Origin of the sequence: Phenylobacterium sp. (assembly GCF_036501465.1) — a bacterium.
GTDB lineage: Bacteria > Pseudomonadota > Alphaproteobacteria > Caulobacterales > Caulobacteraceae > Phenylobacterium.
In genome coordinates, this window is record NZ_DASYAF010000103.1 from 1 (window position 1) to 21,493 (window position 21,493).

General features: G+C 71.5%; 21 protein-coding genes. 12 read left to right on the forward strand and 9 right to left on the reverse strand.

The window, feature by feature from the left end; translation table 11 throughout:
- The 3 genes from VGL85_RS11030 to VGL85_RS11040 all read left to right on the forward strand — a co-directional run.
- Positions 1-791: cytochrome P450 (locus VGL85_RS11030; protein WP_331588985.1), on the forward strand; the 791-nt coding region annotated here is incomplete at its 5' end.
- A gap of 15 nt (positions 792-806) precedes the next feature.
- Positions 807-995 (forward strand): hypothetical protein, encoded by a 189-nt coding sequence (locus tag VGL85_RS11035; RefSeq protein ID WP_331588986.1) that lies wholly within the window; start codon positions 807-809, stop codon positions 993-995.
- 130 nt (positions 996-1,125) lie between these two features.
- Positions 1,126-1,257, forward strand: coding sequence for a hypothetical protein (locus tag VGL85_RS11040; RefSeq protein ID WP_331588987.1), 132 nt, complete (start codon positions 1,126-1,128; stop codon positions 1,255-1,257).
- A gap of 29 nt (positions 1,258-1,286) precedes the next feature.
- Here the strand turns inward: VGL85_RS11040 and VGL85_RS11045 are convergent, their stop codons facing one another.
- From VGL85_RS11045 to VGL85_RS11060, 4 genes are all read right to left on the reverse strand, one after another.
- The gene (locus VGL85_RS11045; protein WP_331588988.1) at positions 1,287-1,877 is read right to left on the reverse strand and encodes a hypothetical protein; all 591 of its coding nucleotides are present in this window, start codon (positions 1,875-1,877) and stop codon (positions 1,287-1,289) included.
- Positions 1,878-1,899: 22 nt separating this feature from the next.
- Positions 1,900-3,336, reverse strand: a complete 1,437-nt coding sequence (locus VGL85_RS11050; RefSeq protein ID WP_331588989.1) for a M20/M25/M40 family metallo-hydrolase — start codon at positions 3,334-3,336, stop codon at positions 1,900-1,902.
- Between the two features lie 35 nt (positions 3,337-3,371).
- Positions 3,372-4,298 (reverse strand): hypothetical protein, encoded by a 927-nt coding sequence (locus tag VGL85_RS11055; protein ID WP_331588990.1) that lies wholly within the window; start codon positions 4,296-4,298, stop codon positions 3,372-3,374.
- Between the two features lie 155 nt (positions 4,299-4,453).
- Positions 4,454-5,512 carry a glycosyl hydrolase family 18 protein gene (locus VGL85_RS11060; protein ID WP_331588991.1) on the reverse strand — a complete coding sequence of 353 codons (1,059 nt, stop codon included), beginning with the start codon at positions 5,510-5,512 and terminating at the stop codon, positions 4,454-4,456.
- 194 nt (positions 5,513-5,706) lie between these two features.
- Here VGL85_RS11060 and VGL85_RS11065 point away from each other — a divergent pair, with 194 nt between their 5' ends.
- Complete coding sequence (locus VGL85_RS11065) at positions 5,707-6,525, forward strand: hypothetical protein (protein ID WP_331588992.1); 819 nt, start codon at positions 5,707-5,709, stop codon at positions 6,523-6,525.
- A gap of 12 nt (positions 6,526-6,537) precedes the next feature.
- Here the strand turns inward: VGL85_RS11065 and VGL85_RS11070 are convergent, their stop codons facing one another.
- Positions 6,538-7,710: a 2OG-Fe(II) oxygenase family protein gene (locus tag VGL85_RS11070; protein ID WP_331588993.1), complete on the reverse strand. Its 1,173-nt coding sequence runs from the start codon at positions 7,708-7,710 to the stop codon at positions 6,538-6,540.
- 304 nt (positions 7,711-8,014) lie between these two features.
- Here VGL85_RS11070 and VGL85_RS11075 point away from each other — a divergent pair, with 304 nt between their 5' ends.
- The 3 genes from VGL85_RS11075 (at position 8,015) to VGL85_RS11085 (ending at position 10,780) form a co-directional block, all read left to right on the forward strand.
- A complete protein-coding gene (locus VGL85_RS11075; protein WP_331588994.1) occupies positions 8,015-8,812 on the forward strand; it encodes a glycosyltransferase family 2 protein in 798 nt (265 codons plus the stop codon).
- 68 nt (positions 8,813-8,880) lie between these two features.
- Positions 8,881-9,708, forward strand: a complete 828-nt coding sequence (locus VGL85_RS11080) for a polysaccharide deacetylase (protein ID WP_331588995.1) — start codon at positions 8,881-8,883, stop codon at positions 9,706-9,708.
- Between the two features lie 103 nt (positions 9,709-9,811).
- Positions 9,812-10,780 carry a sensor histidine kinase gene (locus VGL85_RS11085; RefSeq protein WP_331588996.1) on the forward strand — a complete coding sequence of 323 codons (969 nt, stop codon included), beginning with the start codon at positions 9,812-9,814 and terminating at the stop codon, positions 10,778-10,780.
- Positions 10,781-10,783: 3 nt separating this feature from the next.
- On the opposite strand, the gene VGL85_RS11090 is transcribed toward VGL85_RS11085, so the two are convergent.
- Both VGL85_RS11090 and VGL85_RS11095 read right to left on the reverse strand, forming a co-directional pair.
- Entirely contained in the window at positions 10,784-11,254 is a 471-nt protein-coding gene (locus VGL85_RS11090) for a nuclear transport factor 2 family protein (RefSeq protein ID WP_331588997.1), read from the reverse strand.
- A 284-nt stretch (positions 11,255-11,538) separates the two neighbouring features.
- On the reverse strand, positions 11,539-12,438 hold the full coding sequence (locus tag VGL85_RS11095) for a helix-turn-helix transcriptional regulator (RefSeq protein ID WP_331588998.1): 900 nt from the start codon (positions 12,436-12,438) through the stop codon (positions 11,539-11,541).
- A gap of 177 nt (positions 12,439-12,615) precedes the next feature.
- On the opposite strand from VGL85_RS11095, the gene VGL85_RS11100 reads away from it, so the two are divergent.
- From VGL85_RS11100 to VGL85_RS11120, 5 genes are all read left to right on the forward strand, one after another.
- Positions 12,616-13,449 carry an SDR family NAD(P)-dependent oxidoreductase gene (locus VGL85_RS11100; RefSeq protein WP_331588999.1) on the forward strand — a complete coding sequence of 278 codons (834 nt, stop codon included), beginning with the start codon at positions 12,616-12,618 and terminating at the stop codon, positions 13,447-13,449.
- A 26-nt stretch (positions 13,450-13,475) separates the two neighbouring features.
- The gene (locus VGL85_RS11105; protein ID WP_331589000.1) at positions 13,476-15,110 is read left to right on the forward strand and encodes a GMC family oxidoreductase; all 1,635 of its coding nucleotides are present in this window, start codon (positions 13,476-13,478) and stop codon (positions 15,108-15,110) included.
- A gap of 135 nt (positions 15,111-15,245) precedes the next feature.
- A complete protein-coding gene (locus VGL85_RS11110; RefSeq protein WP_331589001.1) occupies positions 15,246-17,153 on the forward strand; it encodes a TonB-dependent receptor plug domain-containing protein in 1,908 nt (635 codons plus the stop codon).
- Positions 17,153-17,707 carry a YfiR family protein gene (locus VGL85_RS11115; RefSeq protein ID WP_331589002.1) on the forward strand — a complete coding sequence of 185 codons (555 nt, stop codon included), beginning with the start codon at positions 17,153-17,155 and terminating at the stop codon, positions 17,705-17,707. Before VGL85_RS11110 ends, VGL85_RS11115 begins: the two co-directional genes overlap by 1 nt.
- Positions 17,704-19,473 (forward strand): response regulator, encoded by a 1,770-nt coding sequence (locus tag VGL85_RS11120; RefSeq protein WP_331589003.1) that lies wholly within the window; start codon positions 17,704-17,706, stop codon positions 19,471-19,473. Before VGL85_RS11115 ends, VGL85_RS11120 begins: the two co-directional genes overlap by 4 nt.
- An 11-nt stretch (positions 19,474-19,484) precedes the next feature.
- On the opposite strand, the gene VGL85_RS11125 is transcribed toward VGL85_RS11120, so the two are convergent.
- Both VGL85_RS11125 and VGL85_RS11130 read right to left on the reverse strand, forming a co-directional pair.
- Positions 19,485-20,312, reverse strand: a complete 828-nt coding sequence (locus tag VGL85_RS11125; RefSeq protein WP_331589004.1) for a glycosyltransferase — start codon at positions 20,310-20,312, stop codon at positions 19,485-19,487.
- A gap of 137 nt (positions 20,313-20,449) precedes the next feature.
- The coding region (locus VGL85_RS11130; RefSeq protein ID WP_331589005.1) for a TonB-dependent receptor domain-containing protein at positions 20,450-21,493 on the reverse strand (1,044 nt) is incomplete at its 5' end.

Below are 21,493 nucleotides of genomic sequence, written 5' to 3' on the forward strand. Positions count from 1 at the left end.
TCTTCTACGCGCCGGACCGCTGGCATGAGGGCCGCGACCTGCCGCCGGCGCCGGGCGGCGAGAGCCTGCGCGCCGATGTGGACGCCATGCTGCGCCGGCGGCGCGCGGCGCCGCCGCGCGGCGACATCATCGACCTGCTGCTCGCCGCGCACGATCCCGAGACCGGCGAGGCGATGGACGACGAGACCCTGCGCGACAACCTGCTGGGCTTCATCGTGGCCGGCCACGCCACCAGTTCCGTCGCCCTGACCTGGGCGACCTATCTCGCCGGCGCCCACGCGCCCACGGCCGCGCGGCTGCGCGCCGAAGTGGCGGCAGTGGCGGGCGCGGGGCCGATCGGGCCGGAGCACGTGGAAGAGCTGGTGTTCACCCGCCAGGTGGTCTGCGAGACGCTGCGGCTCTATCCGCCGGGCTTCCAGCTCTACCGGGTCTGCGTGCGCGAGGCGGTGGTCGGCGGCCATCGGTTCAAGCCGGGCGACAAGGTGCTGATCCCGGTCTACGCCCTGCACCGGCATCGGCGCTTCTGGCGCGATCCCGACGTCTTCGACCCGGATCGGTTCGCGCCGGGCGAACCCATGCCGGACCGGCACCTCTACATGCCGTTCGGGGCCGGCGGGCGGGTCTGTCTGGGCGCGGCCTTCGCCATGACCGAGCTGGTGGTGATCCTGGCGACCCTGATGCGCGGGGCGGACTTCTCGGTGAAGCCGGGCCATCGCGTCTGGCCGGGCACGGCGATGGAGATGCTGCCGCGCGGCGGCCTGCCGATGCGGGTGACAGCGCGCGCCGTCTGAGCTCTAGGATGGGGCGTGCTGAACGCCGAGGTCCCGCTGCCGCTGATCTACCTTTTGCCGCTGCTGGCGGTGGCGTTCGACGTCTACTGCCTGGCGAGGCTCTACCGGGCGCGCAGCGTCGAGCGACTGAGCAAGGCGCAGTGGGCGGCGGTGATCTGCGTCTTCACCCCGTTCGGGGGGATTTCGTTCCTGATGCTGGCCTGATGCTGGCCTGATGCCGGGCCCGGCGCCAGCCTGACACCGGGCCTGGAACCTTCGTCACACTTGCGCGTTAGCGAGGTCTGCCCCGGCCGACTGGGCCGCGGGCACGCTGCTGCTTGGAGAGACAAGAGAAATGAAAACCGCCATCGCCGCCCTCGCGCTCGCCGCTGTCCTGGGCGCCGGCCTCGCCGCCCAAGCCGCGCCGCACCATCGCCACAAGGTCTGCACCTGGCACCATCACCACCGCGTCTGCCACTGGCGCTAGGCGCCAGGGCTGGCTCCAGGCCCAAGCGATCAGTCGCCCTTGAACACATAGAGGATCGAGGTCTGGGGCTTGGGGCCATCGTCCATCAGGACGAACAGGTTCCGCAGGCGCAGGAGCGTTTCGACGGTGAAGCTGGCGGGCGGCAGGCGAAAGCCCGCCCCGTCCGGCAGCAGGGTGAAGATCGTGGCCTTCTCATTGCCGCTGCCGGCCGCGCTGACGTCTGGGCCGAGCCAGGCCCTGACCTGCTTCAGCGCGTCCGGATCGGCCCGTTCGATCCGCACGAGACAGCTGTGGATCTTGAGGGGCGTCTGCCCGGGGCGGGGCTGCGTCTGCTGGTCGGCGAACAGTTGAACGCGGCCATCGCGGGTCGCCTTCGCGCGAGCGATCGCGGCGGGCGAGGGCGCAGGCGGGATGGTTCCGCCGCTCGGGATGGCGATCACCGGGAAGCTGGCGGGATCGATGGGCGCCCAGCCGGGCGCCTGGGTGGCGGCGGCGACGGCGGCCACATCGCTGTCGCCGCTCATGCAAGCCTGATGGAAGGCGTCGAAGAGCCCGCTCGCCCGGGTCGCGCCCGCCGACAGTCCCAGGAGCGCCACCGCGGCCAGGCAGGCTAGTTTCATCCCGACGCTCCCGGCTCTGCTGCTATTCCGTGTCCGCCAGCTGCTTGACCACGTCGGTGAGGTAGTCGCGGCCGGTGTAGACCGCCTTGGCGGACATGTGCTCGTTCAGGCCGTGGGCGCCGGAGCCCTCCGGGCCGGACCAGAAGCCGGGCACGCCATAGGTCGGGATGCCCACCGGGATCAGGTAGAGCGCGTCGGACGCGCCCGTCGACATGGTTGGGATCACCGGCACGCCCGGCCAATACTTCGCCGCCACGCTCTCGAAGGCGCCCATCACCTTGGGGTTCATCGGCGCGGGCGTCGACTTGGGCCGGATCGGCGGCAGCGGGATCAGCTTCACGCCGGGGTCGCCGATGGCCCTGTCGAGCTGGGCCTTGGTGTCCTCCATGGTGTCGCCCGGGAACATCCGGCAGTTGATGTTGGCGCCGGCGCGCTGGGGCAGGGCGTTCTCGGCGTGGCCGCCGTCCAGCAGGGTCGCCACGCAGGTGGTGCGCAGCATGGAGTGGAAGCCGCGGTCCTTGTTGAGCTCGGCCTCGGCGGCCTTGTCGTTCGGATCCTTGGAGATCGCCACCATGGCGTGGCCCATGGCGTCGTCGCGCCCGGCGCCGGCCTTGGCGAAGAAGGCGCGGGTGACGTCGTTGAGCTGCAGCGGGAAGTCGTAGTCGCGCACCTTCAGCAGGCCCTGGGCCAGCTGGTAGATGGCGTTGTCCTTGATCGGCACCGAGGAGTGGCCGCCGGGATTGGTGGTCTCCATGCGGAATTGCTGGACCACCTTCTCGCCCACCTGCACGCCCTGGGTCGTCACCTTGCCGTTGGCGTCGGCGCGGCCGCCGCCGCCCTCGTTGAGCGCGAACTCGGCGTCGATCAGGGCGCGCCGGTTGGTCGCCAGCCAGCTCGCGCCGTTGAACGCCTCCAGGGTCTCCTCGCCGCAGGTCAGCGCCAGCTTGATGGTGCGCTTGGGGACGAACTTGCCCTCCTTGAAGCGGACCAGCATGTCGACCCAGGTGGCGTCGATCACCTTCATGTCGGACGTGCCGCGGCCGTAGAAGACGCCGTTCTCCTCATTGAGCACGAAGGGGTCGCGCACCCAGTCGGCGCGCTTGGCCTCGACCACGTCGAGGTGGCCCAGGAGCAGCATCGGCCTGGCGGTCTTGGACGAGCCGTGGAGGATGGCGACCAGGCCGCCGTCCTTCGGGTGTTCCGGGGTCGAATAATAGACCAGGTCGGCGTCGGCGAAGCCGGCGGCCTTGAGGCGCGCGCCCATCTTGGCGGCGGCGGCGGTGCAGGAGCCGACGCTGAGCGAGGTGTTGGTCTCGACCAGCTCCTTGTAGACCTCGCGGAACTTCACCTGGTCGGGGCGCAGCGGCGCCGGCGTTCCCTGAGCCAGGGCCGGGGCTCCTCCCGCCAGATTCCCAGCCAAACCCAACGCCAGGACGGCGGTCAGTACGCGATGCAGCATGTCTCGATGGCCCCGAAAGAAGACTTGAGCGGCGACTATGGCGGGGGAGACCTCACCGGTCGAGGGGCTGCGTCGGACCGGTGTTCGGCGAGCCAGGGATCCAAGGCGATGCGCCGGACGCCGGCGTCGCCGGTGACATAGGCCGTGCGGCCGTCGGGGAGGATATGCGCGCCCCAGGGCTTGTCGGCGTTGACGGCGTCGCCGAGGTCGATCGGCGGGCCCCAGCCGCCGTTCCGGCGGAAGGCGATGCTGAGGCGCCCGAGGCCGCCGGCGACCTTGCCGTAGTCGAACAGCATGAAAGACTGGTCCGGGGCGACCGCGGGATCGTGGGTCGAGGTGGCGGGATCGCCAAGGGTGACGAACTCGGGCGGCAGATAGGCGCCGTTCCGAAGCGCCGAGCGCCAGATGTGCATGGCCTTGGTCGGCTTGTCCCAGCGCATGAAGTAGAGCGCGCCGTCGGCGGCGATGCTGGCGAAGTCGATGAACACGTCGCTGTTGATCGTGTCGTCGAGCCGGACCGGCGCACCCCAGCCCGCGCCCTTGCGGTCCACCCGCCAGATGTTCGAGCCGGGGGCCGGGCCGCCCCTGAAATAGTCCTGGACGAGGGGCTTGCCGCCCGGCGTCGCCGGCCGATCCGAATTGAACAGCAGATAGCGGCCGTCGGGCGCGACGACCGGGTCCTGGTCGAACCATCGGCCGGAGAAGCCGGCGACGCGTGGCGGGCTCCAGTGTCCGCGGATGCGGACCGAGACCATGATCATCTTGCGGGGCCCCTCGCTGCGGTCGAAGAAGACGGTGTTCCCATCGGGCGTGAAGGCCACGGTGTCGTCGCTGTCGGGATGGAGGATCCCGTCCAGGGTGACGGTCCGGGACGCGGCAGGCGCGGGGGCCGCGGACACGCCGCAGACGGCGAGCCCGGCGGAAAGGCAGGCCATGGCGGCCCAGACGGGAAAGCGGGTCATGCGCGGCCTCCGGCGGACGCAAGACCCAACGGCAATCCGCCGCGGGTTCAAAGGCCGTCCGCTATGGCCGGGCGCGCGCCTGCGACGGGCGGTCGTGGGCGGGCGAGCGCTCTACCGCTCGAGGGGGGCCCGTCAGGTGACGATCGGCCCGCGCATCAGTGGGCGGCCATGGCGCAGGCGGCCGGCGCGGGGCCGGGCCTCAGGGGCCGGGCGGCGGTGGGCTTCGTCCAGAGGGCGGGGTCCTCCAGGCCGAGACGCCAGATGGCGACGCCGCGGACGTGGCGGGCGAGCGCGGCGGCGCGCTGGGCGCGGAAGGCCGCGGCGTCCAGCCACCAGACCTGGTGCGGCTTCCCGTCGCCGCCGTTGTAGGCGAAGTGCGGATTGCCGTCCGGGGTGGCGCGGACGACGTGGGCGTGGTTCAGCCTGGCCAGCGCCTCGGCTTCGGTGACGGAGACCACCTTGGCCACGCCGCCCTTTCCGTCCGGGTTCTGCGGCCAGTCGTAGCCATAGGCGCCCAGGGCGACGATGGTGTGGGTGGGATCCAGCACCGCCAGGCGCGCGTCCAGCGTCTGGGCGAGCCAGTCGTCTCCGGCGATCGGCCCCGGCGTCGAGGTCGCCCAGCACTGGTCGTAGGCCATCAGCACGACGGCGTCGGTCGCCTTCGCCAGGCTGCCGATGAAGGCCGGGTCCTGGCCCATGGTGGCGGTGACCCAGAGCTCGCGCCCGGCCGGCTTCAGCGCCGCATGCAGGCGGGCGAGGAACGGCGCATAGGCGGCCAGGCCCTTGGGGGTCAGGTTCTCGAAGTCCAGGACATAGCCGCCGTAGTCCTCGGCGGCGGCCTTGGCGACCAGCTGGTCGGCCAGCGCGCGGCCGGCGGCCGGATTGGTCATGGCGGCCTCGGCGGCGGCCACGTCCCAGATCTCGTCGTGGGCGTTGGAGAGGACCGGGAAGACCTTGGGGCTCCCGGGGCGGGACTTGGCGCGCAGGGCGGCCAGCGCCCGATCCGGCTGCCAGCGGACGTGACCTTGCGGGCTGTCCACCGCCGCCGACATGGGCGCCAGCACCTGCAGCGCGCCCGCGTGGGCGGCGAGGGAGGCCTGCGACGTGTCGTCCCATGGCAGGTAGAAGCCGGCGAGCAGCGGGGCGGCGGACGCCGCGCGCGCCGCCAGCAGGGCCATCGCCGCGATCAAGGCCGCAAACCGCCCCTTCGACATGGACCCGCCTCGGCAAACGGCGGACCGGACCGCCAGAAGGCTGTCTAGCGACAGGCGCGGCGACCTCCAAGCCGCGCGGCCATTTGCGGAAGCTTTGCAATTTCGCGTGAGAGGGGAGCCTTCTATCTTTTGAAACCAAAAACCCGTAGGGAATGGCTAAGCTCGTGCGGACTGGCGCGAGGCGGGGGTGAGTGATGTCTCTGAAGCGTCTTGCGATCTGTGTTTCGGCCCTGGCGCTCGCCGCCGCGGGGTCCGCCCGCGCGTCGGAGTGGATCTACTCGACCACCTCGGGCGGCGTGACGACCGACATCGCCGAGGCGAACATCGCCTACAACGGCTTTGCGGGCGGCACCTACAATTTCACGATCCAACTCACCGCCCTGACCTCCAACGTGTCCAGCGACGGCATCCTTCTTAGCGGCGTCGAACTGGTGTTCAACAACGTGAACAGCAGCGGCCACCAGGTCGATCCGACGGGCGCGACGCTGGCCGGTCAGAGCGGCCAGCTCATCGATTTCGGCACCGGCGCCGGCTTCAGCAACGGCTTCAAGGACGTCTCCGGCGACCCCAACCACTGGGGCGCCGAGGTCGCGTCGGCGACCAGCCTGGCGAAGACGGACTTCAGCCAGCCGGGCGGCAGCAAGGACATCTTCCTGGCGACCGTCGGCACGGGCTCGCAGGGCGGCCAGCCGGACAACCTGATCGTCGGCGACGCCACAAGCTACAGCGGCTTCAACCCGTCGGTGACCAACCACCAGCCGGACATCCAGGGCACCGGCACCTTCATCGTCAAGGTGCAGGACACGGTGACGCCACTAGTGTCGGGCATCGTCTTCCAGTTCGGCACCTCGGGCGGCTCCAATACCTACGCCGGCCGTTGCGTCGCGAGCTGCGGCATCTGTGACCTGACGCCGGTTCCGGAACCGACCGAATGGGCGCTGATGCTCGGCGGCTTCTTCGGGATCGGCGCGCTTCTGCGCGCGCACCGCCGCCAGGCCCTGGCGCGGGCCTAACCACACACGCACCTAGGCTTCGAAGGGCGCGCCTTCCTGCGCCGGAGGCGCTTCGGCCGCTTCGCGCCGGGCCTGGGCTTCCAGGGCCGCCTCGCGCGTCGCCGCCGCATCGGCCGGGGCGCCGTCGGCGATCCGCGGCGCGAAATCGGTGAGGTGCAGGTTCTTCAGGCGCAGCGCCTCGCCCGCCTCATCGAAGAAGAACGGCAGGGTCGCGTAGCGCGTCCCGCGGGTGACCGGCGTCGCCTCGTGCAGCAGGGAGCAGGAAAAGATCACCGCCCCGCCGGTGGGCGGCCGATAGGTGCGCATGCCGTATTCGGGGAACCGCAGGTCGCCGCCCTCGAACGCTTCGGCGTTGAGGTTGATGGAGCAGGCGAACTGGCGGTGTTCGGTGCCGGAGGTGCGGTTGTCGCGATGGGGCCGGAAATAGCCGCCCTCGTCGGCGTCGTAGCAGGCGACGATGTAGCGTTCGATGCGGGTCACCTGGAAGCGGTAGGCCTTGCGGATCTCCGGGATCAGCCGCTTGACGATGCTGAGGCGCATTTCGGTGCGCAGGCCCTCGTCCTCGATGTTGGCGTCGCGGCGGCGCTTGAAGTCGTCGAGCACGCCGACGGTGCGGCCGTTCTCCTCGCGCATCACGCCCGAGGGCCGGCCGCCCTGGTCGTGGTAGTGGGCGATCAGCCGACGGCAGAGGTCGGGGTCGAGGACCCGGGGCACGATCATCACCGGGGCGTGCATCGGAACCCCGGCGTGGCCGTCGGCCGGCGGCAGGGCGCGCAACTGTTCGAACACCTGGGCGGTCTGCGAGGCCGGGGCGGTGAACAGCACGCGCTGGGACGGGTCGATCACCACCCAGCCGGGCTGCTCGGCGCCGTCGGCGGTGCGCGCGCCGTAGAGCTGGGCCAGCTTGCCCTCGAAGTCCGCGAAGAAGCGCATGCCGTCGCGGTTGCGCGCCTTGGCGTAGTCCTCCGGGTCGCGGATCACCAGGAAGCAGGCGATGTTGGCGTCGCTCAGCAGGTCCATGTTGCGCCCGACGGTGTCGAAGACGGCGGTGCGCTCGGCGCGGTCGAGCGGCGGGAAGCCCATCAACAGGTAGCGGCCGGCGACGGTCGAGAAGTTGAAGTTCGGATTGGTCGGCGAGGGCGCGAAGAACCAGGGGGCCTGCTCGCCGGTTCGAAGGTGTGTCATCGCCGCTCCGTCTGTCGGGACACCGAACGCGCCCCGCGATGATCGAGCCCGGCGTCGGCATGAACCGACAGGCGAGCCGAGGCAAGCCCCGCCATTCGCCGCGCCGGGCGAACAGACGGCCTGGATCGGGCGGGCCGATGACCGGACTGTGTCGGCGCGAAACAATCCCGAGCGCCGCGGCGATCGCCTCACAAGTCCTTATAACAGTTACATAAAATGAATCGCGACAATGCGCCACAGCAGAGCTTTTTTGCTGAGGCGACACCGATCCCGGACCGTCGTTCGCTCAGTGGGGGGGACGATCATGGCCAAGCTCTCGGTGGTGCTCTGCGTACACAATGAAGAACGGCGGCTGGCGCGATGCCTGGACGCCCTCGGCTTCGCCGACGAGGTGGTGCTGGTGCTCGACCGCTGCACTGACCGCAGCCGCGCGATCGGCGAGGCGTTCGGCGCGGTTATGATCTCAGGCGTCTTCCCGCTGGAGGGCCCGCGCCGGGCGGCCGGCATGGCCGCGGCCAGCGGCGACTGGATCTTCGAATTGGACGCCGACGAGATCGTCAGCCCCGAGCTGGCCGCCGAGGCGCGCGCCGCCATGGCCGACGACCGCTGGGCGTTCCGCAAGGTCCCGGTCGACAACTATGTGGGCGAGCGCGTGATCCGGCACGGCTGGGGCGGCGCCTTCGGCACCAGCCTGGCGGCGCGGCTCTACAAGCGCGGCGCCAAGCGCTGGGGCGGCGAGCGGGTGCATCCTGGCGTCGCCTTCGACGGGCCGGAGGGGCCGAGGCTCACCCAGCCGCTGCGCCACCAGTTCGCCGAGACCGTCTCCGACGTGTTCCGCCGGCTGGACCGCTACACCGACCTGCGCGCCCAGGACCTGCGCGAGCATGGCGGCAAGACCGGCGTGGCGGACAACGTGCGGCGCGGCATCCAGCGGTTCTGGAAATGCTATGTGCGCCGCCGCGGCTGGAAGGAAGGCGGCTGGGGCCTGATGATCGCGATGATGGCCGGCCTCTACCCGGTGCTTTCGGCCCTGCGCGCCGAGCTGGACCAGCCGGCGGCGGTCGGCGAGGGCCAGCCCGCGCGGCTGGCGCAGGCGGCATGACTAAAATTCGACACAATATGGAACGGCTCGCGCCGCTGGGAGCTTGGCTATCGACTGGAGGCTCTGCGATGAGAAACCTGGCGCTTGCCCTGGAACTGCGGCGCTGGCGGCGCGCGGGCCGAACCGCGCGGCTGTGGTGGCGCGACGACGACGCGGCGGGCTCGGCCACGACGCTGGAGCGGCTGCTGCTGGACCGTCTGGTCGCCGTCGCCCGAAAGGCCGGAACGCCCGTGACCCTGGCGGTGGTGCCGAGCGGCGAGCTTTCCGGCCTGGCCGTGCGCCTGGCGGAGGCCCCGGCGCTGGTCAGCGTCGCCCAGCACGGGACCGATCACCAGAACCGCCGGGCCGGCGCCGCGGCGGGCGAGCTGCCGCATGACTGGACCGCCGCCCAGGTGCGCGAGGCGCTGAACCACGGCTGGGCGCGGATGGCGACCCTGCCGCGGGCGATCAAGGTCTTCATGCCGCCCTGGAACGACCTGCATCCGGCGCTGGCCGCGGTGCTGGCGGAGGAGGGTTATCAGGCCCTGTCGGCGAGCGGCGGGCTGGGCGAGGCGGCGGGCAGCGGCCTGCCGCGCCTGGACGGTCACCTCGACCTGATGCGCTGGCGCGGAGGGGTGCGGTTCCGGGGCCGCGGCCGGTTCGCGGCGAACCTGACGGCCGAGCTGCGCCGCCGGCGGCGCGCGCGGCGCTGGGACGCGCCGATCGGCCTGCTCACCCATCACCTGGCGCACGACGCCGCCGCCTGGAGCTTCCTGGCCGAATTCCTCGCCTGGACCCGGGCGCGGCCGGAGTTCGCCTGGACCTCGCTGCAGGAGCTGTTGTCCGGCGCCGGCCAGGCTGGTGAAACGACCGGGCGGACCGAGCAAGGCGCCCGATCGCTGGCCCACGCGGCCTGATCCGAGCGACGGGGCGGCGGTGATAAGCGTGACGGTTGGGGTTCCGTTTCGACGGATGCCTGCTAGGGTTGCAGCCCAGTTGGTTTTGAAGTCCTCGCGCCGTATGCCCGAGCCATCCGCACCCAGCTATGAGGCCCGCCTCGACGCTGTCCTGGAAAGCGTGACGGACGCCTTCTACGCGCTCGATGTGGGCTGGACCTATGTGGTGTTCAACCGGGCGGCTGAGACCTACTTCGCGGTGGCGCGCGACCAGGTGCTGGGCAAGGTCATCTGGGACCTGTTTCCCCAAGGGGTCGGCACGCCGTTCGAGGCCGCCTGCCGCGCGGCCATGGAGCAGGGCGTTCCGGCCACCTTCGAGACCACCTCGCGGCTGCGGCCGGACCGGACGGTGGAGCTGAACATCAGCCCCATGCGCGGCGGCGGCATCGCGGTGCGCCTGACCGACATCACCGACCGCAAGCAGGCGCTGGAGCGCCAGCGGCTGCTGGCCAACGAACTCAACCACCGCGTGAAAAACACGCTTGCGACGGTGCAGGCGATCGCCGCCCAGAGCTTGCGCGGCGCCGACGTGCCGCCCTCGGCCCGCGAGCGGTTCATGGCCCGGCTGGTGGCCCTGGCCAAGGCCAACGACGTGCTGGTCGCCGAGACCGACGCCGGGGCCACGCTGGGGGCCATCGCCGAGGAGATGGCTCGCCCCCACGGCGACGGGGAGCGCTTCGTGATCGAAGGGCCGGCGGTGCGGCTTGCGCCACAGACCGCCACCGCCATGGCGCTGGGGCTGCACGAACTGGCGACCAACGCGGCCAAGTACGGGGCGCTGTCGGCGCCAGACGGGCGGATCTCGCTGACCTGGGGCCTGGAGGGCGAGGGCGAGCGGCGGCGGTTGAAGCTGACCTGGCGCGAGACCGGCGGGCCGGACCCGGGAACGCCGGGGCCGCCCGGCTTCGGCAGCCGGTTGATCGAGCGGGGACTGGCCTCGGAGCTGAAGGCCAATGTGCGGCTGGTCTATGCGCCGGGCGGGGTGGTGTTCAGCCTGTCCGCGCCGCTGGGCGAGAACGTCGCCGAAGGCTGAGGGTCATTTCGCGGGCGCCTGTTCCAGGGTTTCCTGGGCCGAGACCGCCCGCCAGCCGCCCTGGCGATAGACGAAGACATCGGTGAAGCGGATGTGGGCGCGCACCGCCCCGTCCGGGCCGCGCACGGTGTTGAGGCCGTGGACGACGGCGGCGTTTCCGTACAGGCCGACGGCGAGCTCGCTCAGCGCCTGGTCGCCCACGCCGCCCGTGGGGGCGGCGGTCGGGGCGGCCGCGGCCAGGGCGGCGGCCTTGTCGCGCCGGACGCCCTGCCAGGTGGTGTCGACGAAATCGGAGGCCAGCAGGCGTTGCAGTGTCGCGCCGTCGTGCGCCTTGAGGGCGGCGACCCAGGCGGCTTCGGTCGCCGCGACGCCGGCGACGGTCTGCGGCTGGCTCAGCGGATCGAGTGCGGCCTCGGCCGCCAGCGGAGCCAGGATGGCGACAAGCGCGGCGGCCATGGAGGCGAAGCGGATCATGGCCGCAGTCTGCGCCGGGCGCCGTCACCCGGCAATCGGGCGCTGCGGCGGAGCCGGGGGGCAGCTCCGCCGCTCCCGCACGAAGCCGCGAGGTGAGATCGCAGCCGCGCGGGCCGGTCCCGGCGTCTCCGGGGCCCGCGATCCAGCAATCGCAGGCGCGGATCGGCCGGGACCGCCCGCCGCGCCAGCCCCCCGGCCGACGGATCGGGCCTGTGACCGTGTCCTGATCCCGCAGGCGCGGGCAGGCGCAACGCCGCGCGCCGGCATGCAGCAGGTTGCGCGGACTAGCTGGCGCTTTCCCGGTAGACCGGGCCGCGGGCCAGGGAGCGGGTGAGCGGCAGGCGCAGCAGGAGGTCGCCGCCCAGGGCCGCGGCGGCGGGGCCGAAATCGCCCGACAGGTGCTGGCGCAGGGCCTCGGGAATGGAATCCTCCGGCGCCACCGGGTCGCGGGCCGCGAGCTCCAGGAAGCGCCGGTTGTCGGCCTCGGTCTCGCCGGTGAGGTCTTCCACCCGCTCCAGGATGATCGGATAGGCGGCGGGCGTGCGGCCCACGTCCAGCGAGGGGGCGAGCACCAGGCCGTCCACCACCTCGGCCTTGGGGGTGGCGACGCCGTGCAGGATGCCGAACAGCACGGCGCCTGAGATCACGTCGACGGTGACGGCGAACAGCTGGTTGCCGGCCGGCAGCACCCAGCCGTCGGCGATGGTGCCGCCGGCCCCGATCCGCAGGCGCATCAGGCCGTTTGGATCGATGCGCACCATGGCGTGGTCATGGATGAACCGGCCGGGCGCCAGGATGTAGGGCCGGGTGGTGCGGTAGAAACCCTCGTAGGCCGGGCCGCGCAGGGCGGTGGCCGACAGGAACTGCTCCATGCCCATCAGCGGCAGGCCGGCGAGCGCGCTCTCGGCCGCCGGCGCGTGGCCAGCCACGACCTTCAGGTCCGCGCCGATCAGCTCGGCGAAGGCCGCCAGGCTGCGATCCCAGTCCAGGGTGGTGAAGCCAGCGATCCGCTCGGCGATCAGGCCGGAGAGCAGCGACAGGTTGTGGGCCGAAGGCTGGACCGCGCCGGACACCCAGCGTCCGACCACGGACTTGTCCACGCCGAGGTCCGCCGCCAGCCGCGAGCGGCTCATGGACAGGACCTTCAGCACCAGCTCCAGCTTCTTGGCGAAGGGTTCGCTCATCGGTGCTCCCGAACAGCCCGAACCGGGGCCCCCACCCTGGGTTTCGCCGCCCGGGACCGGCTCTGTCAATGCGGATACGGACCACGTTCTGCGATCGGCGCTCTGCGTATGCGCCGCGGCGCCCTAAGCCGCCGTAAAGCGGTTGCCTTAACGGCGCGGGCCGCCCCTACTGCGGCGATGACCGGCCAAGGCGTTTCGCGAGGTTCTTCTGGGCGGCCGCTGGCCCTGATCACCGGCGCCTCGGCGGGCATCGGGGCGGCGTTCGCACGGGCCTATGCCGCGCGGGGCCATGACCTGGCCCTGGTGGCCCGCCGGGCCGAGCGGCTGGAGGCGCTGGCCGGCGAGCTTTCGGCGGCGCACGGGATCGAGGCCTTCGCGGTCCCGGCCGACCTGGCGGCCTGGGAGGCGCGCGACGGCGTGCTGGGCGCGGTGGCGGCGCGCGGGCGGCACGTGGACGTGCTGGTCAACAACGCCGGCTTCTCCATCGCCCAGAGTTTCGCCGGCGTGCCCTGGGAGCGGCAGCGCGATTTCCTGATGACCCTTGTGGTCAACGCCTGCGGGCTGGCGCATGGGGTGATCCCGGGGATGGTCGAGCGCGGGCGCGGATCGATCATCAACGTCGCCTCCCTGACCGCCTTCGCGCCCGGCGTGGCGGGCCACAGCCTCTATCCGGGCGCCAAGAGCCTTGCGGTGAAATGGAGCCAGTCGCTGGCCGCCGAACTGGGTGACAAGGGGATCCGGGTGACCGCCGTCTGCCCGGGTTTCACCCTGACCGAATTCGCCGAGGCCAACGGCACCAAGCAGGTCATGGACCAGGCGTCGCGCCGCTTCTTCCAAACCGCCGAACAGGTGGTGGAAGAGACCCTGGCCGCCAATGCGCGCGGCAAGGTGGTGCTGGTTCCCGGGTGGCATAACAAGGTCGCCGTCGCGATCCTGAAGGCGACCCCGGAATTCATCGCCATCCCGCTGATCAAGCGCGGGGCGGCGAAGTACCATCTGGAAGATTCTTAGGGGTAGTTGGGGAAGGGACCGGCCTCATGGCGCACTTCGACGTGGTGATCATCGGCTCGGGCGCCGGCGGCGGGACCATCGCCCAGCGGCTGGCCGACGGCGGCAAGTCCATCCTGATCCTGGAACGCGGAGACCACCTGCCGCGCGAGGCGGAGAACTGGAGCCCCAAGGCGGTCTTCGTGCAGCACCGCTACCGCACCAAGGAGAAGTGGTACGACAAGAAGGGCAAGCCGTTCTCGCCCACGACCCACTACTGGGTGGGTGGCAACACCACCTTCTATGGCGCGGCGCTGATGCGCTTCCGCGGCCGCGACTTCGACGAGGTGCAGCACGCCGGCGGGGTCTCGCCGGCCTGGCCGATCAGCCTGACGGACCTGGCGCCCTATTACGCCGAGGCCGAAACCTTGTGGCGGGTGCATGGCGCGCGCGGCGACGATCCGACCGAGGAGGGGAACGAGCCGCCCTACGCCTTCGCCGCGGTCCACGACGACCCGGGCATCGCGGCGCTGCGCGGCCACTGGCAGGCGCAGGGATGGAAGCCGTTCTCCCTGCCGCTGGGCATCAACCTCGACCAGGCGCATCCGGTGACCTCGGTCTGCATCAAGTGCAAGACCTGCGGCGGCTATCCCTGCCTGCTGAAGGCCAAGTCGGACGCGCGCACCATCGCCATCGAACCGATCATGGACCGGCCGAACATCACCCTGCTGACCGGGCGCAAGGTGACCCGGCTGGAGACCGATCCCTCCGGCAGGACGGTGACCGAGGTGGTCTGCGAGACCGAGGGCGGGGAGGAGCGCTGGACCGGCGACGTGGTGGTGCTGGCGGCCGGGGCGGCCAATTCGGCGGCGCTGCTGCTGGCCTCGGCCAATGCGGCGCACCCCAACGGCCTGGCCAACGGGTCCGACCAGGTGGGCCGCAACTACATGTTCCACACGCTCACGGCGGTGGTCTCGCTGACCGCCGCCCATGTGGACGTGACCTTCCCCAAGACCCTGGCCTGCAACGACTTCTACTGGGGCGAGCCGGACGGGACCTACGACAAGCCCATGGGGCACATCCAGCTGCTTGAATACATGAGCGGCCAGACCCTGGAGGGGCAGGTTTCCGACTGGCTGCCGCCGGGCCTGGTGCCGGACGTGATCAGCGAGGGCGTCGCCGAGCGGATGCTGTCGATGCTGGTGATCAGCGAGGACCTGCCGCTGGCCGAAAACCGCGTCCACCTGACCAAGGACGGGCGGATCTGCCTCGACTACACCTACAACAACCTCGAGGGGCACCAGCGGCTGGTGAAGAAGCTGAACGCGTCGCTGGCCGGCTTCGTCGACCACGCCCATCCGATCAGCCAGCACCACTTCGATTTCGGAAGCCTGCTGCCGCTCTATGGCACGGCGCACCAGGCCGGTACGATCCGCTTCGGCAAGGACCCGAGGAACTCGGTGCTCGACACCTTCTGCAAGGCCCACGAGCTGGACAACCTCTACGTCACCGACACCAGCTTCTTCCCCTCCATCGCCTCGGTGAACCCGACGCTGACCACGGTGGCCAATGCGCTGCGGGTCGGCGACCACCTGTGGGACCGGCTGGGCTGTTCGCGGCCCGCCGAACACGCCGGAAAAGTGCGCCGGCCGCAGGCGCACAAGGCTGGGGAAAGCCTGGCCTGACCGCCGGGAACCCGATCCCCCTCCAAGCGTTGCCGTACCGGGACGATGCGTGCGCGGCTGCGACCGCGGACAACGACGCGCCTCCCAGGGGAGTGTGTGGGCTTGATCCGAGCGGGAGGCAGGAACGTCCGCGCTATGGCGGCGGGGCTGGCGGCGTTGACGCTGGCCGCCTTGACCCTGGCCGCGGCGCCGGCGGCCTGGGCGGCCGGCCAGGGCGACGACCAGACGGTCGACAAGCTGAAGGACTTCAGCCTCGAGGACCTGACCAACCTCACCGTGACCTCGGTCTCCAAGCACGCGGAGCCGCTCAGCCAGGCGCCGGCCTCGGTCTTTGTGATCACCGCCGAGGACATCCGCCGCTCGGGCGCCACCAGCCTGCCGGAGGCGCTGAGGCTGGCCCCCAACCTGGAGGTGGCGCGGATCAACGCCGGCCAGTACGCGATCACCGCGCGCGGCGGCAATTCGGCGGAGAGCTCCAACAAGCTGCTGGTGCTGATCAACGGGCGCAGCGTCTATGAGCCGATCGGCTCGGGCGTGCTGTGGCAGCAGGTGGACGTGCCGGTGGCGTCCATCGTGCGCATCGAGGTGATCAGCGGGCCGGGCGGGACCCTGTGGGGCGCCAATGCGGTGAACGGGGTGATCAACGTCATCACCGGCGCCCCCGGCCCGGACGGGCTGAAGCTGGACGTCGGCGGCGGTGACCTGGAGCGCAACGGCGCGGCGACCCTGAGCGGCCACCTGGGGGGGCTGGGCGTTCACGCCACGGTCTCGGCCTTCGACCGCCAGGGGCTGGACCGCGCGCCGGGCGACACCACCGACGACGGCATCCGCGGCGTGATGGGCAACCTGCGCCTGGAAGGCGGCGGGGACGGCGGGGCGGCGGCCTATTCCCTGTCGTTCAAGGCCTATGACAACCACGAGGATCTCAACGACGGGCGCCTGTGGGGCGGCGACGTGACCGGCCACCTCGGCAAGACCCTGGCGAACGGCTCGCAGATCGAGGCCCTGGCCTATGTGGCCACCGACGATCGCTCGGACCTGAACACCCACGAGCGCCGCGACACCTTCAATGTGCAGGTGCAGGACTCGCTGGCGCTTGGCGACCACCAGCTGGTGGTCGGCGGCGAGGCGCGGCTTTGGCGGGAGTATTTCCTGTCGACCAACATCTTCCAGTTCGCCAATCCGCGGGCGAACATCGGGCTGGGGGCGGTCTTCGCCCAGGACGTCGTCGCGCTCCGCCCCGACCTCAAGCTCACCCTCGGCCTGAAGCTGGAGGACAACAGCTATTCCGGCATGGACTGGATGCCCAACGTCCGCCTAGCCTGGACGCCCGGCGGCGGCGGCGCGCTGCTGTGGGCGGCCTTTTCGCGAGCGGTGCGCACCCCCAACCGCATCGAGCGCGAGCTGCAGGCGAGCGGCATCCTGGTGCCGTCGCCGGACTTCCAGTCGGAGTCGCTGCTGTCCTATGAGCTGGGCTACCGCGGCGAGTTCTCCAGCCGCGCGTCACTCTCGCTCACCGCCTACTACGACATCTACGACGACCTGCGCACCGACCAGACCAATGGCGCGGCGGTGCTGCCGATCATCCTGCGGAACGGCGCCCAGGGGCATGCCTATGGCCTCGAGGCCTGGGGAACCTTCACCCTCACCGACTGGTGGCGGCTGCGGGCGGGCGCCAACACCCTGCAGCGCGACTATCAGCTGAAGCCGGGGCAGGACGACCTGACCGGGCTGCAGATCGCCGGCATCGACCCGACGTACCAGGCGCAGCTGCGCTCTGACATGACCCTGACCCCGAACGTCGACCTCAACCTCGCGCTCCGGCGCGTGGGGCGCACGGCTACGGTGCTCGGGTTCGACAGCGCGCCGGCCTACACCGAGGCCGACGCGCGGCTGGCCTGGCGGGTCCGGCCGGGACTAGAACTGTCGCTGAGCGGGTTCAACCTGCTCAATCCGCGACACATGGAGATCGACGACGCCTCGACCGCGCCGATCCGCTTCATCCCCCGCAGCGTCTATGTGGGCCTGAGGTGGGGTTTCTGATGGCCCAGGCGGGAAAGGCCCGCTGGGCCGTCGCGGTCGCGGTCTTCGTCGCGGCGCTGGCCGCCTCGCCGGCCACCGCCAGCGTGGACAGCGAGAACCTCGAGCTCGCGGTCAAGGCGACCTATCTCTACAAGCTCGCGCCCTTCGTGAGTTGGCCGCAAGCCAGCTGGGCGGCCCCGAACGCGCCGCTGACGATCTGCGTGCAGGGCGTCGATCCCTTCGGGCCGCTGCTCGACCGCGCCATCGGCGGGCAGGTGGTGGCGGGCCACCCGCTGGCGGTGCGCCGGCTGGCGCGGCTGGCGGCGGACTCCGGCTGCCACATCGCCTACCTGGCCGGCGGCGCCGCCCAGTCGCCGGCCCAGGCGCTGGCGGCGGTGGAGGGCGCCCCGGTGCTCACCGTGACCGACGAGGGCCGGGGCGGCGCGCGCGGGATCGTCAACCTGGTGCTGGACGCGGGGCGGGTGCGCTTTGCGATCGACGCGGCCCAGGCGGACCGCAACGGAGTCGCCATCTCCTCGAAGCTGCTGGCCCTGGCCGTGGCGGTGAAGCGATGAACCTGCGCGACGCCATTCCCGCCGCGGCCCAGCGCAGGCTGGCCGACCGGCGCATGGTCTCGGTGGCCTGGACCAGCGTGCTGGCGCTGTTCGCCATCGCCGCCCTGCTGACCGTCCGCGCCGAGCTCGATCACCGCGCCCAGGTGACCCGCGCCGCCGAGGTGCAGGCCGACATCCTGGCGGCGAGCATCAGCGCCGCCCTGGCCTTCGACGACCGCACGGCGATGGATGAATATGTCGACGCCCTGCGGGTGAACCGCGAGGTGGCCGCCGCCGCCGTCTACGACGCCGCCGGCCGTGCGGTGGTGACCTTTCACCGGGCGCAGGCCCTCCGGCCGCCTTCGCGCGCGCCGGCCGTGGGCGAGGTGTTCCAGGGCCGCCACGCGGCGGTGATCCGGCCGGTGACCCAGCAGGGCGCGCGGCTGGGCTCGGTCTATCTCGAGACGCTGCCCGAGCCCTGGATCCTGGTGGTGGGCCGCCACTCGGGCCTGGCGGTGCTGACCGTGCTGGCGCTGGTGCTGCTGGGGGTGGTGACCGCCGCGGCCGCCCAGCTGCAGACGCGCGCGCGGTTGCTGGCTGAGGCCAACAGCCAGCTGGTCAAGGAGATGGAGGCGCGCAGCGAGGCCGAGGAGGCGCTGCGCCAGAGCCAGAAGATGGAGGCGCTCGGCCGGCTCACCGGCGGCATCGCCCACGATTTCAACAACCTGCTGCAGGTAGTGCACGGCGCCTTCGAGCTGATCCGCCGCAAGCCAGAAGACGCCGAAAAGGTGGTCGGCTGGTCGAAGAACGGGCTGGAGGCGGCCGAGCGTGGGGCCAGCCTGACGCGACAGTTGCTGGCGTTCTCGCGCAGCCAGAAGCTGGAGCTGCGGCCGTTCGTGGTCGCGACCCTGATCGCCGAGATGCGCAACCTGCTGGCCCGGACGCTGGGGTCGGAGATCGTGCTGGGCTTCGATCTCGACGCGGACGAGGTTCCGGTGATGAGCGACCGCACCCAGCTGGAGCTGGCGGTGCTCAACCTGGCGATCAATGCGCGCGACGCCATGCCGGACGGCGGGCGGCTTACCATCCGCACGCGGATCCAGACGGCGCCGACGGGCGACCCGCTGCTGGAGGCCGGCGACTATGTGGCGCTGTCGGTGGCCGACACCGGCGAGGGCATGTCGCCGGAGGTCGCCGAGCGGGCCTTCGATCCCTTCTTCACCACCAAGCAGGTGGGCCAGGGCACGGGCCTGGGCCTCAGCCAGGTCTATGGCGTGGCGCGGCAGGCCGGCGGCGCGGCCAGGATCGAGAGCGCGCCGGGGACCGGAACCGTTGTGACCCTGTTCCTGCGGCGCTCCACCGAGCCGGCCGAGGCGCCGGCGGCCGGCGACAGCCAGGCGCCGGTGCTGGCGCCGGCGGAGGGGCGCACGATCCTGGTGGTCGACGACGAGGCGGCGGTGCGGGCGCTCGCCGCCGACATCCTGCAGCTGCTGGGCTACCGGGTGCTGCAGGCCGCCAGCGGCGCCATGGCGCTGGACATGCTGAGCGCCGCGCGGCCCGACCTGATGCTGTTCGACTATGCGATGCCCGACATGAACGGCGCCGAGCTGGCGCGCAAGGCGCGCGAGATGCGGCCGGGCGTCCCCATCGTCTTCGCCAGCGGCTACGCCGACACCGAGGCGCTGGAGTCGGCGGTAGGCGGCGAGGCGGTGATCCTGCGCAAGCCGTTCGACATGGAGACCCTGGCGCGCACGATCTCGGCGCTGCTGCGCGCCGAGCCGGGCTAGCGCAGGCCTGGCTAGCGGCGGGCCGCGATGCCCAGCGGGGCGGTCTCGTTGGCCGCGACGGGGGCGGTGGCCGTCATGGCCGTGCGGGCCCGCATGAGTTCGCGGGCGCGGACGCCCGAGAGCACCGCCTCGGCGGCGGACAGCAGGGCGACCAGGAAGCCGAGTTCGCCTTCGCGCAGGCCCTGGCGCCAGACGTAGCTGGCCCAGAAGCGCGAGAGGCCGCTCAGCACGTCGCGGCCGAGGCGGCCGGCGTCGCCGGCGTCGGCGCGGTCCTGGGCGCTGAGCACCGCCAGGCTGTCGAGGCTGGCGAACAGCTTGCCCACGTCGGCGGCGGCGTGGCGCACGATCGGGGTTTCCAGGGCGCCGGCGTAGCGGCCGTCCATCACCACGTCCGGCGCGACCCGGCGGGCCTTCCAGCGCTTGAGCCGCTGGCGGAAGAGGCGTGGGGAGATCGCTTCACCCAGCCCGGCCCCCCAGCCGCGCCGGACCAACGTCTCACCCACATAGTTGTCGACGGGAATGTCGAACCAGTCGCCGGACGGGCGGCCGTGGATCGCGGCGCGGACCTCATAGGCCAGCTTGCCGTCCACTCGCTCGTCAGGCTCGATTTCCAGGATCCATTCGCCCACGCAGGCGGCGGCGCCGGCGGCCTTGCGCTGGCTTTCGAGTGGGAAGATGCCGTCGATGATGCGCGCGTCGAACTGGCGGGCGATCTCCTGGGTGCGGTCTGTGCAGCGGTCGGCGACCACCACGATCTCGTCGCAGAACGAAAGCCCGCGCAGGCAATCGGCCAGCCGCGCCTCGTCATTGTGCGCACACACCAGAGCCGACAGCTTCATCGGCGACACCCCGTCCCAACCCCCGCGGCGTTAACCGCCGTCAAGGATAAGACGCCGCTGGTGAAGCTTGCCCCCCGTTCAGCGATTCATGGTTTTGGCGGAAATGCGGCGGGTGCGGCGGCCTGCCGCAGGGGGCCTCAGAATCCGGCCGCCAGGCGCACGCCGATGGTGCGCGGCCGCTGCGGCGTGACCTGCCGCACCGGGTCGGCGCCGCTGAAGGTGAAGGGGTTGCCGTAGGCGAAGGTGTTGGCCGAGCTGTTGGCCGGGTTCGAGACGAAGACGCCGGCGGTCCAGCGGCGCGTGGCGACCTCGGCCAGCAGTTCGGTGTCGATCACCGGGTCGGTGCGCGCCGAGATCGAGGGGTCGAAGGTCAGGCGCGCGGGGCCGGTGTAGCTGGTCTGGGCGACCAGCCGCAGGGTCAGGTCGCCGGGCAGGGGATGCTCGTAGCGCGCCAGCGCCCCGGCGGACCAGCGGGGCACGCCGGGCAGGCCGGAGCCCAGGGCGCCGGCGAAGTCGGTGTTCACGCGGGTGAACTTCGGCGTCGAATAGAGGGCGTTGGCCTGGAAGGTGAAGCCGTGGCCCCAGTCGTAGGAGCCCTCGGCCTCCGCGCCCTGGATGTGGGCGTCGCCGACGTTGGCGGTATAGGCCAGGCCTGAGGGGCGGTACTGGTCGGACTGGATGTTGGTCCACAGGTCGTAGAAGGCCGCCGCGCGCAGCACCAGGCGCCGGTCGAGGAACTCGCCCTTGGCCCCCAGCTCGAAGTTCCGCAGCCGGTCGGGATCGAAGGTGGTGCGGTTCGGGTGGATGATCAGGAAGTTGGTGGTGTTGACGCCGCCCGGCCGGTAGCCGTCGGAGAACAGGGCGTAGACCAGCGGCCCGTTGTCGTCGAACTGGTATTGCAGCGAGGCCTTGGTGGTGACGCCCGCGAAGCTGCGGTCGGCGGCGATGTCGCGCGGCTGGGTGGGCGGCGCGCCGATGATGTGGGAGCGGACCTTCAGGTCGGTGGTGAAGGCCCGGGCGCCGGCCGAGGCCGTCCAGCCCGGCGCGAAACGCCACGCCGCCTCGCCGTAGATCGCAGCCTCGTCCATCAGGTCGCGGCGGTCCTCGTTGTAGACCCGGGTGAGCGGCGAGACGGCGTCGCCCGGCGGGCGGCCCGGATCGAGGGCCAGCGGGATGAGCTG

Bases quoted from the DNA above. Each gene is read 5' to 3' on its own strand.
- VGL85_RS11040 (WP_331588987.1), top strand. From the start codon at position 1,126: ATGAAAACCGCCATCGCCGCCCTCGCGCTCGCCGCTGTCCTGGGCGCC.
- VGL85_RS11100 (WP_331588999.1), top strand. From the start codon at position 12,616: ATGACCGGCCAAGGCGTTTCGCGAGGTTCTTCTGGGCGGCCGCTGGCC.
- VGL85_RS11045 (WP_331588988.1), bottom strand. From the start codon at position 1,877: ATGAAACTAGCCTGCCTGGCCGCGGTGGCGCTCCTGGGACTGTCGGCG.
- VGL85_RS11080 (WP_331588995.1), top strand. From the start codon at position 8,881: ATGAGAAACCTGGCGCTTGCCCTGGAACTGCGGCGCTGGCGGCGCGCG.
- VGL85_RS11065 (WP_331588992.1), top strand. From the start codon at position 5,707: ATGTCTCTGAAGCGTCTTGCGATCTGTGTTTCGGCCCTGGCGCTCGCC.
- VGL85_RS11060 (WP_331588991.1), bottom strand. From the start codon at position 5,512: ATGTCGAAGGGGCGGTTTGCGGCCTTGATCGCGGCGATGGCCCTGCTG.
- VGL85_RS11115 (WP_331589002.1), top strand. From the start codon at position 17,153: ATGGCCCAGGCGGGAAAGGCCCGCTGGGCCGTCGCGGTCGCGGTCTTC.
- VGL85_RS11095 (WP_331588998.1), bottom strand. From the start codon at position 12,438: ATGAGCGAACCCTTCGCCAAGAAGCTGGAGCTGGTGCTGAAGGTCCTG.
- VGL85_RS11070 (WP_331588993.1), bottom strand. From the start codon at position 7,710: ATGACACACCTTCGAACCGGCGAGCAGGCCCCCTGGTTCTTCGCGCCC.
- VGL85_RS11075 (WP_331588994.1), top strand. From the start codon at position 8,015: ATGGCCAAGCTCTCGGTGGTGCTCTGCGTACACAATGAAGAACGGCGG.
- VGL85_RS11110 (WP_331589001.1), top strand. From the start codon at position 15,246: ATGGCGGCGGGGCTGGCGGCGTTGACGCTGGCCGCCTTGACCCTGGCC.
- VGL85_RS11090 (WP_331588997.1), bottom strand. From the start codon at position 11,254: ATGATCCGCTTCGCCTCCATGGCCGCCGCGCTTGTCGCCATCCTGGCT.
- VGL85_RS11055 (WP_331588990.1), bottom strand. From the start codon at position 4,298: ATGACCCGCTTTCCCGTCTGGGCCGCCATGGCCTGCCTTTCCGCCGGG.
- VGL85_RS11085 (WP_331588996.1), top strand. From the start codon at position 9,812: ATGCCCGAGCCATCCGCACCCAGCTATGAGGCCCGCCTCGACGCTGTC.
- VGL85_RS11120 (WP_331589003.1), top strand. From the start codon at position 17,704: ATGAACCTGCGCGACGCCATTCCCGCCGCGGCCCAGCGCAGGCTGGCC.
- VGL85_RS11105 (WP_331589000.1), top strand. From the start codon at position 13,476: ATGGCGCACTTCGACGTGGTGATCATCGGCTCGGGCGCCGGCGGCGGG.
- VGL85_RS11050 (WP_331588989.1), bottom strand. From the start codon at position 3,336: ATGCTGCATCGCGTACTGACCGCCGTCCTGGCGTTGGGTTTGGCTGGG.
- VGL85_RS11125 (WP_331589004.1), bottom strand. From the start codon at position 20,312: ATGAAGCTGTCGGCTCTGGTGTGTGCGCACAATGACGAGGCGCGGCTG.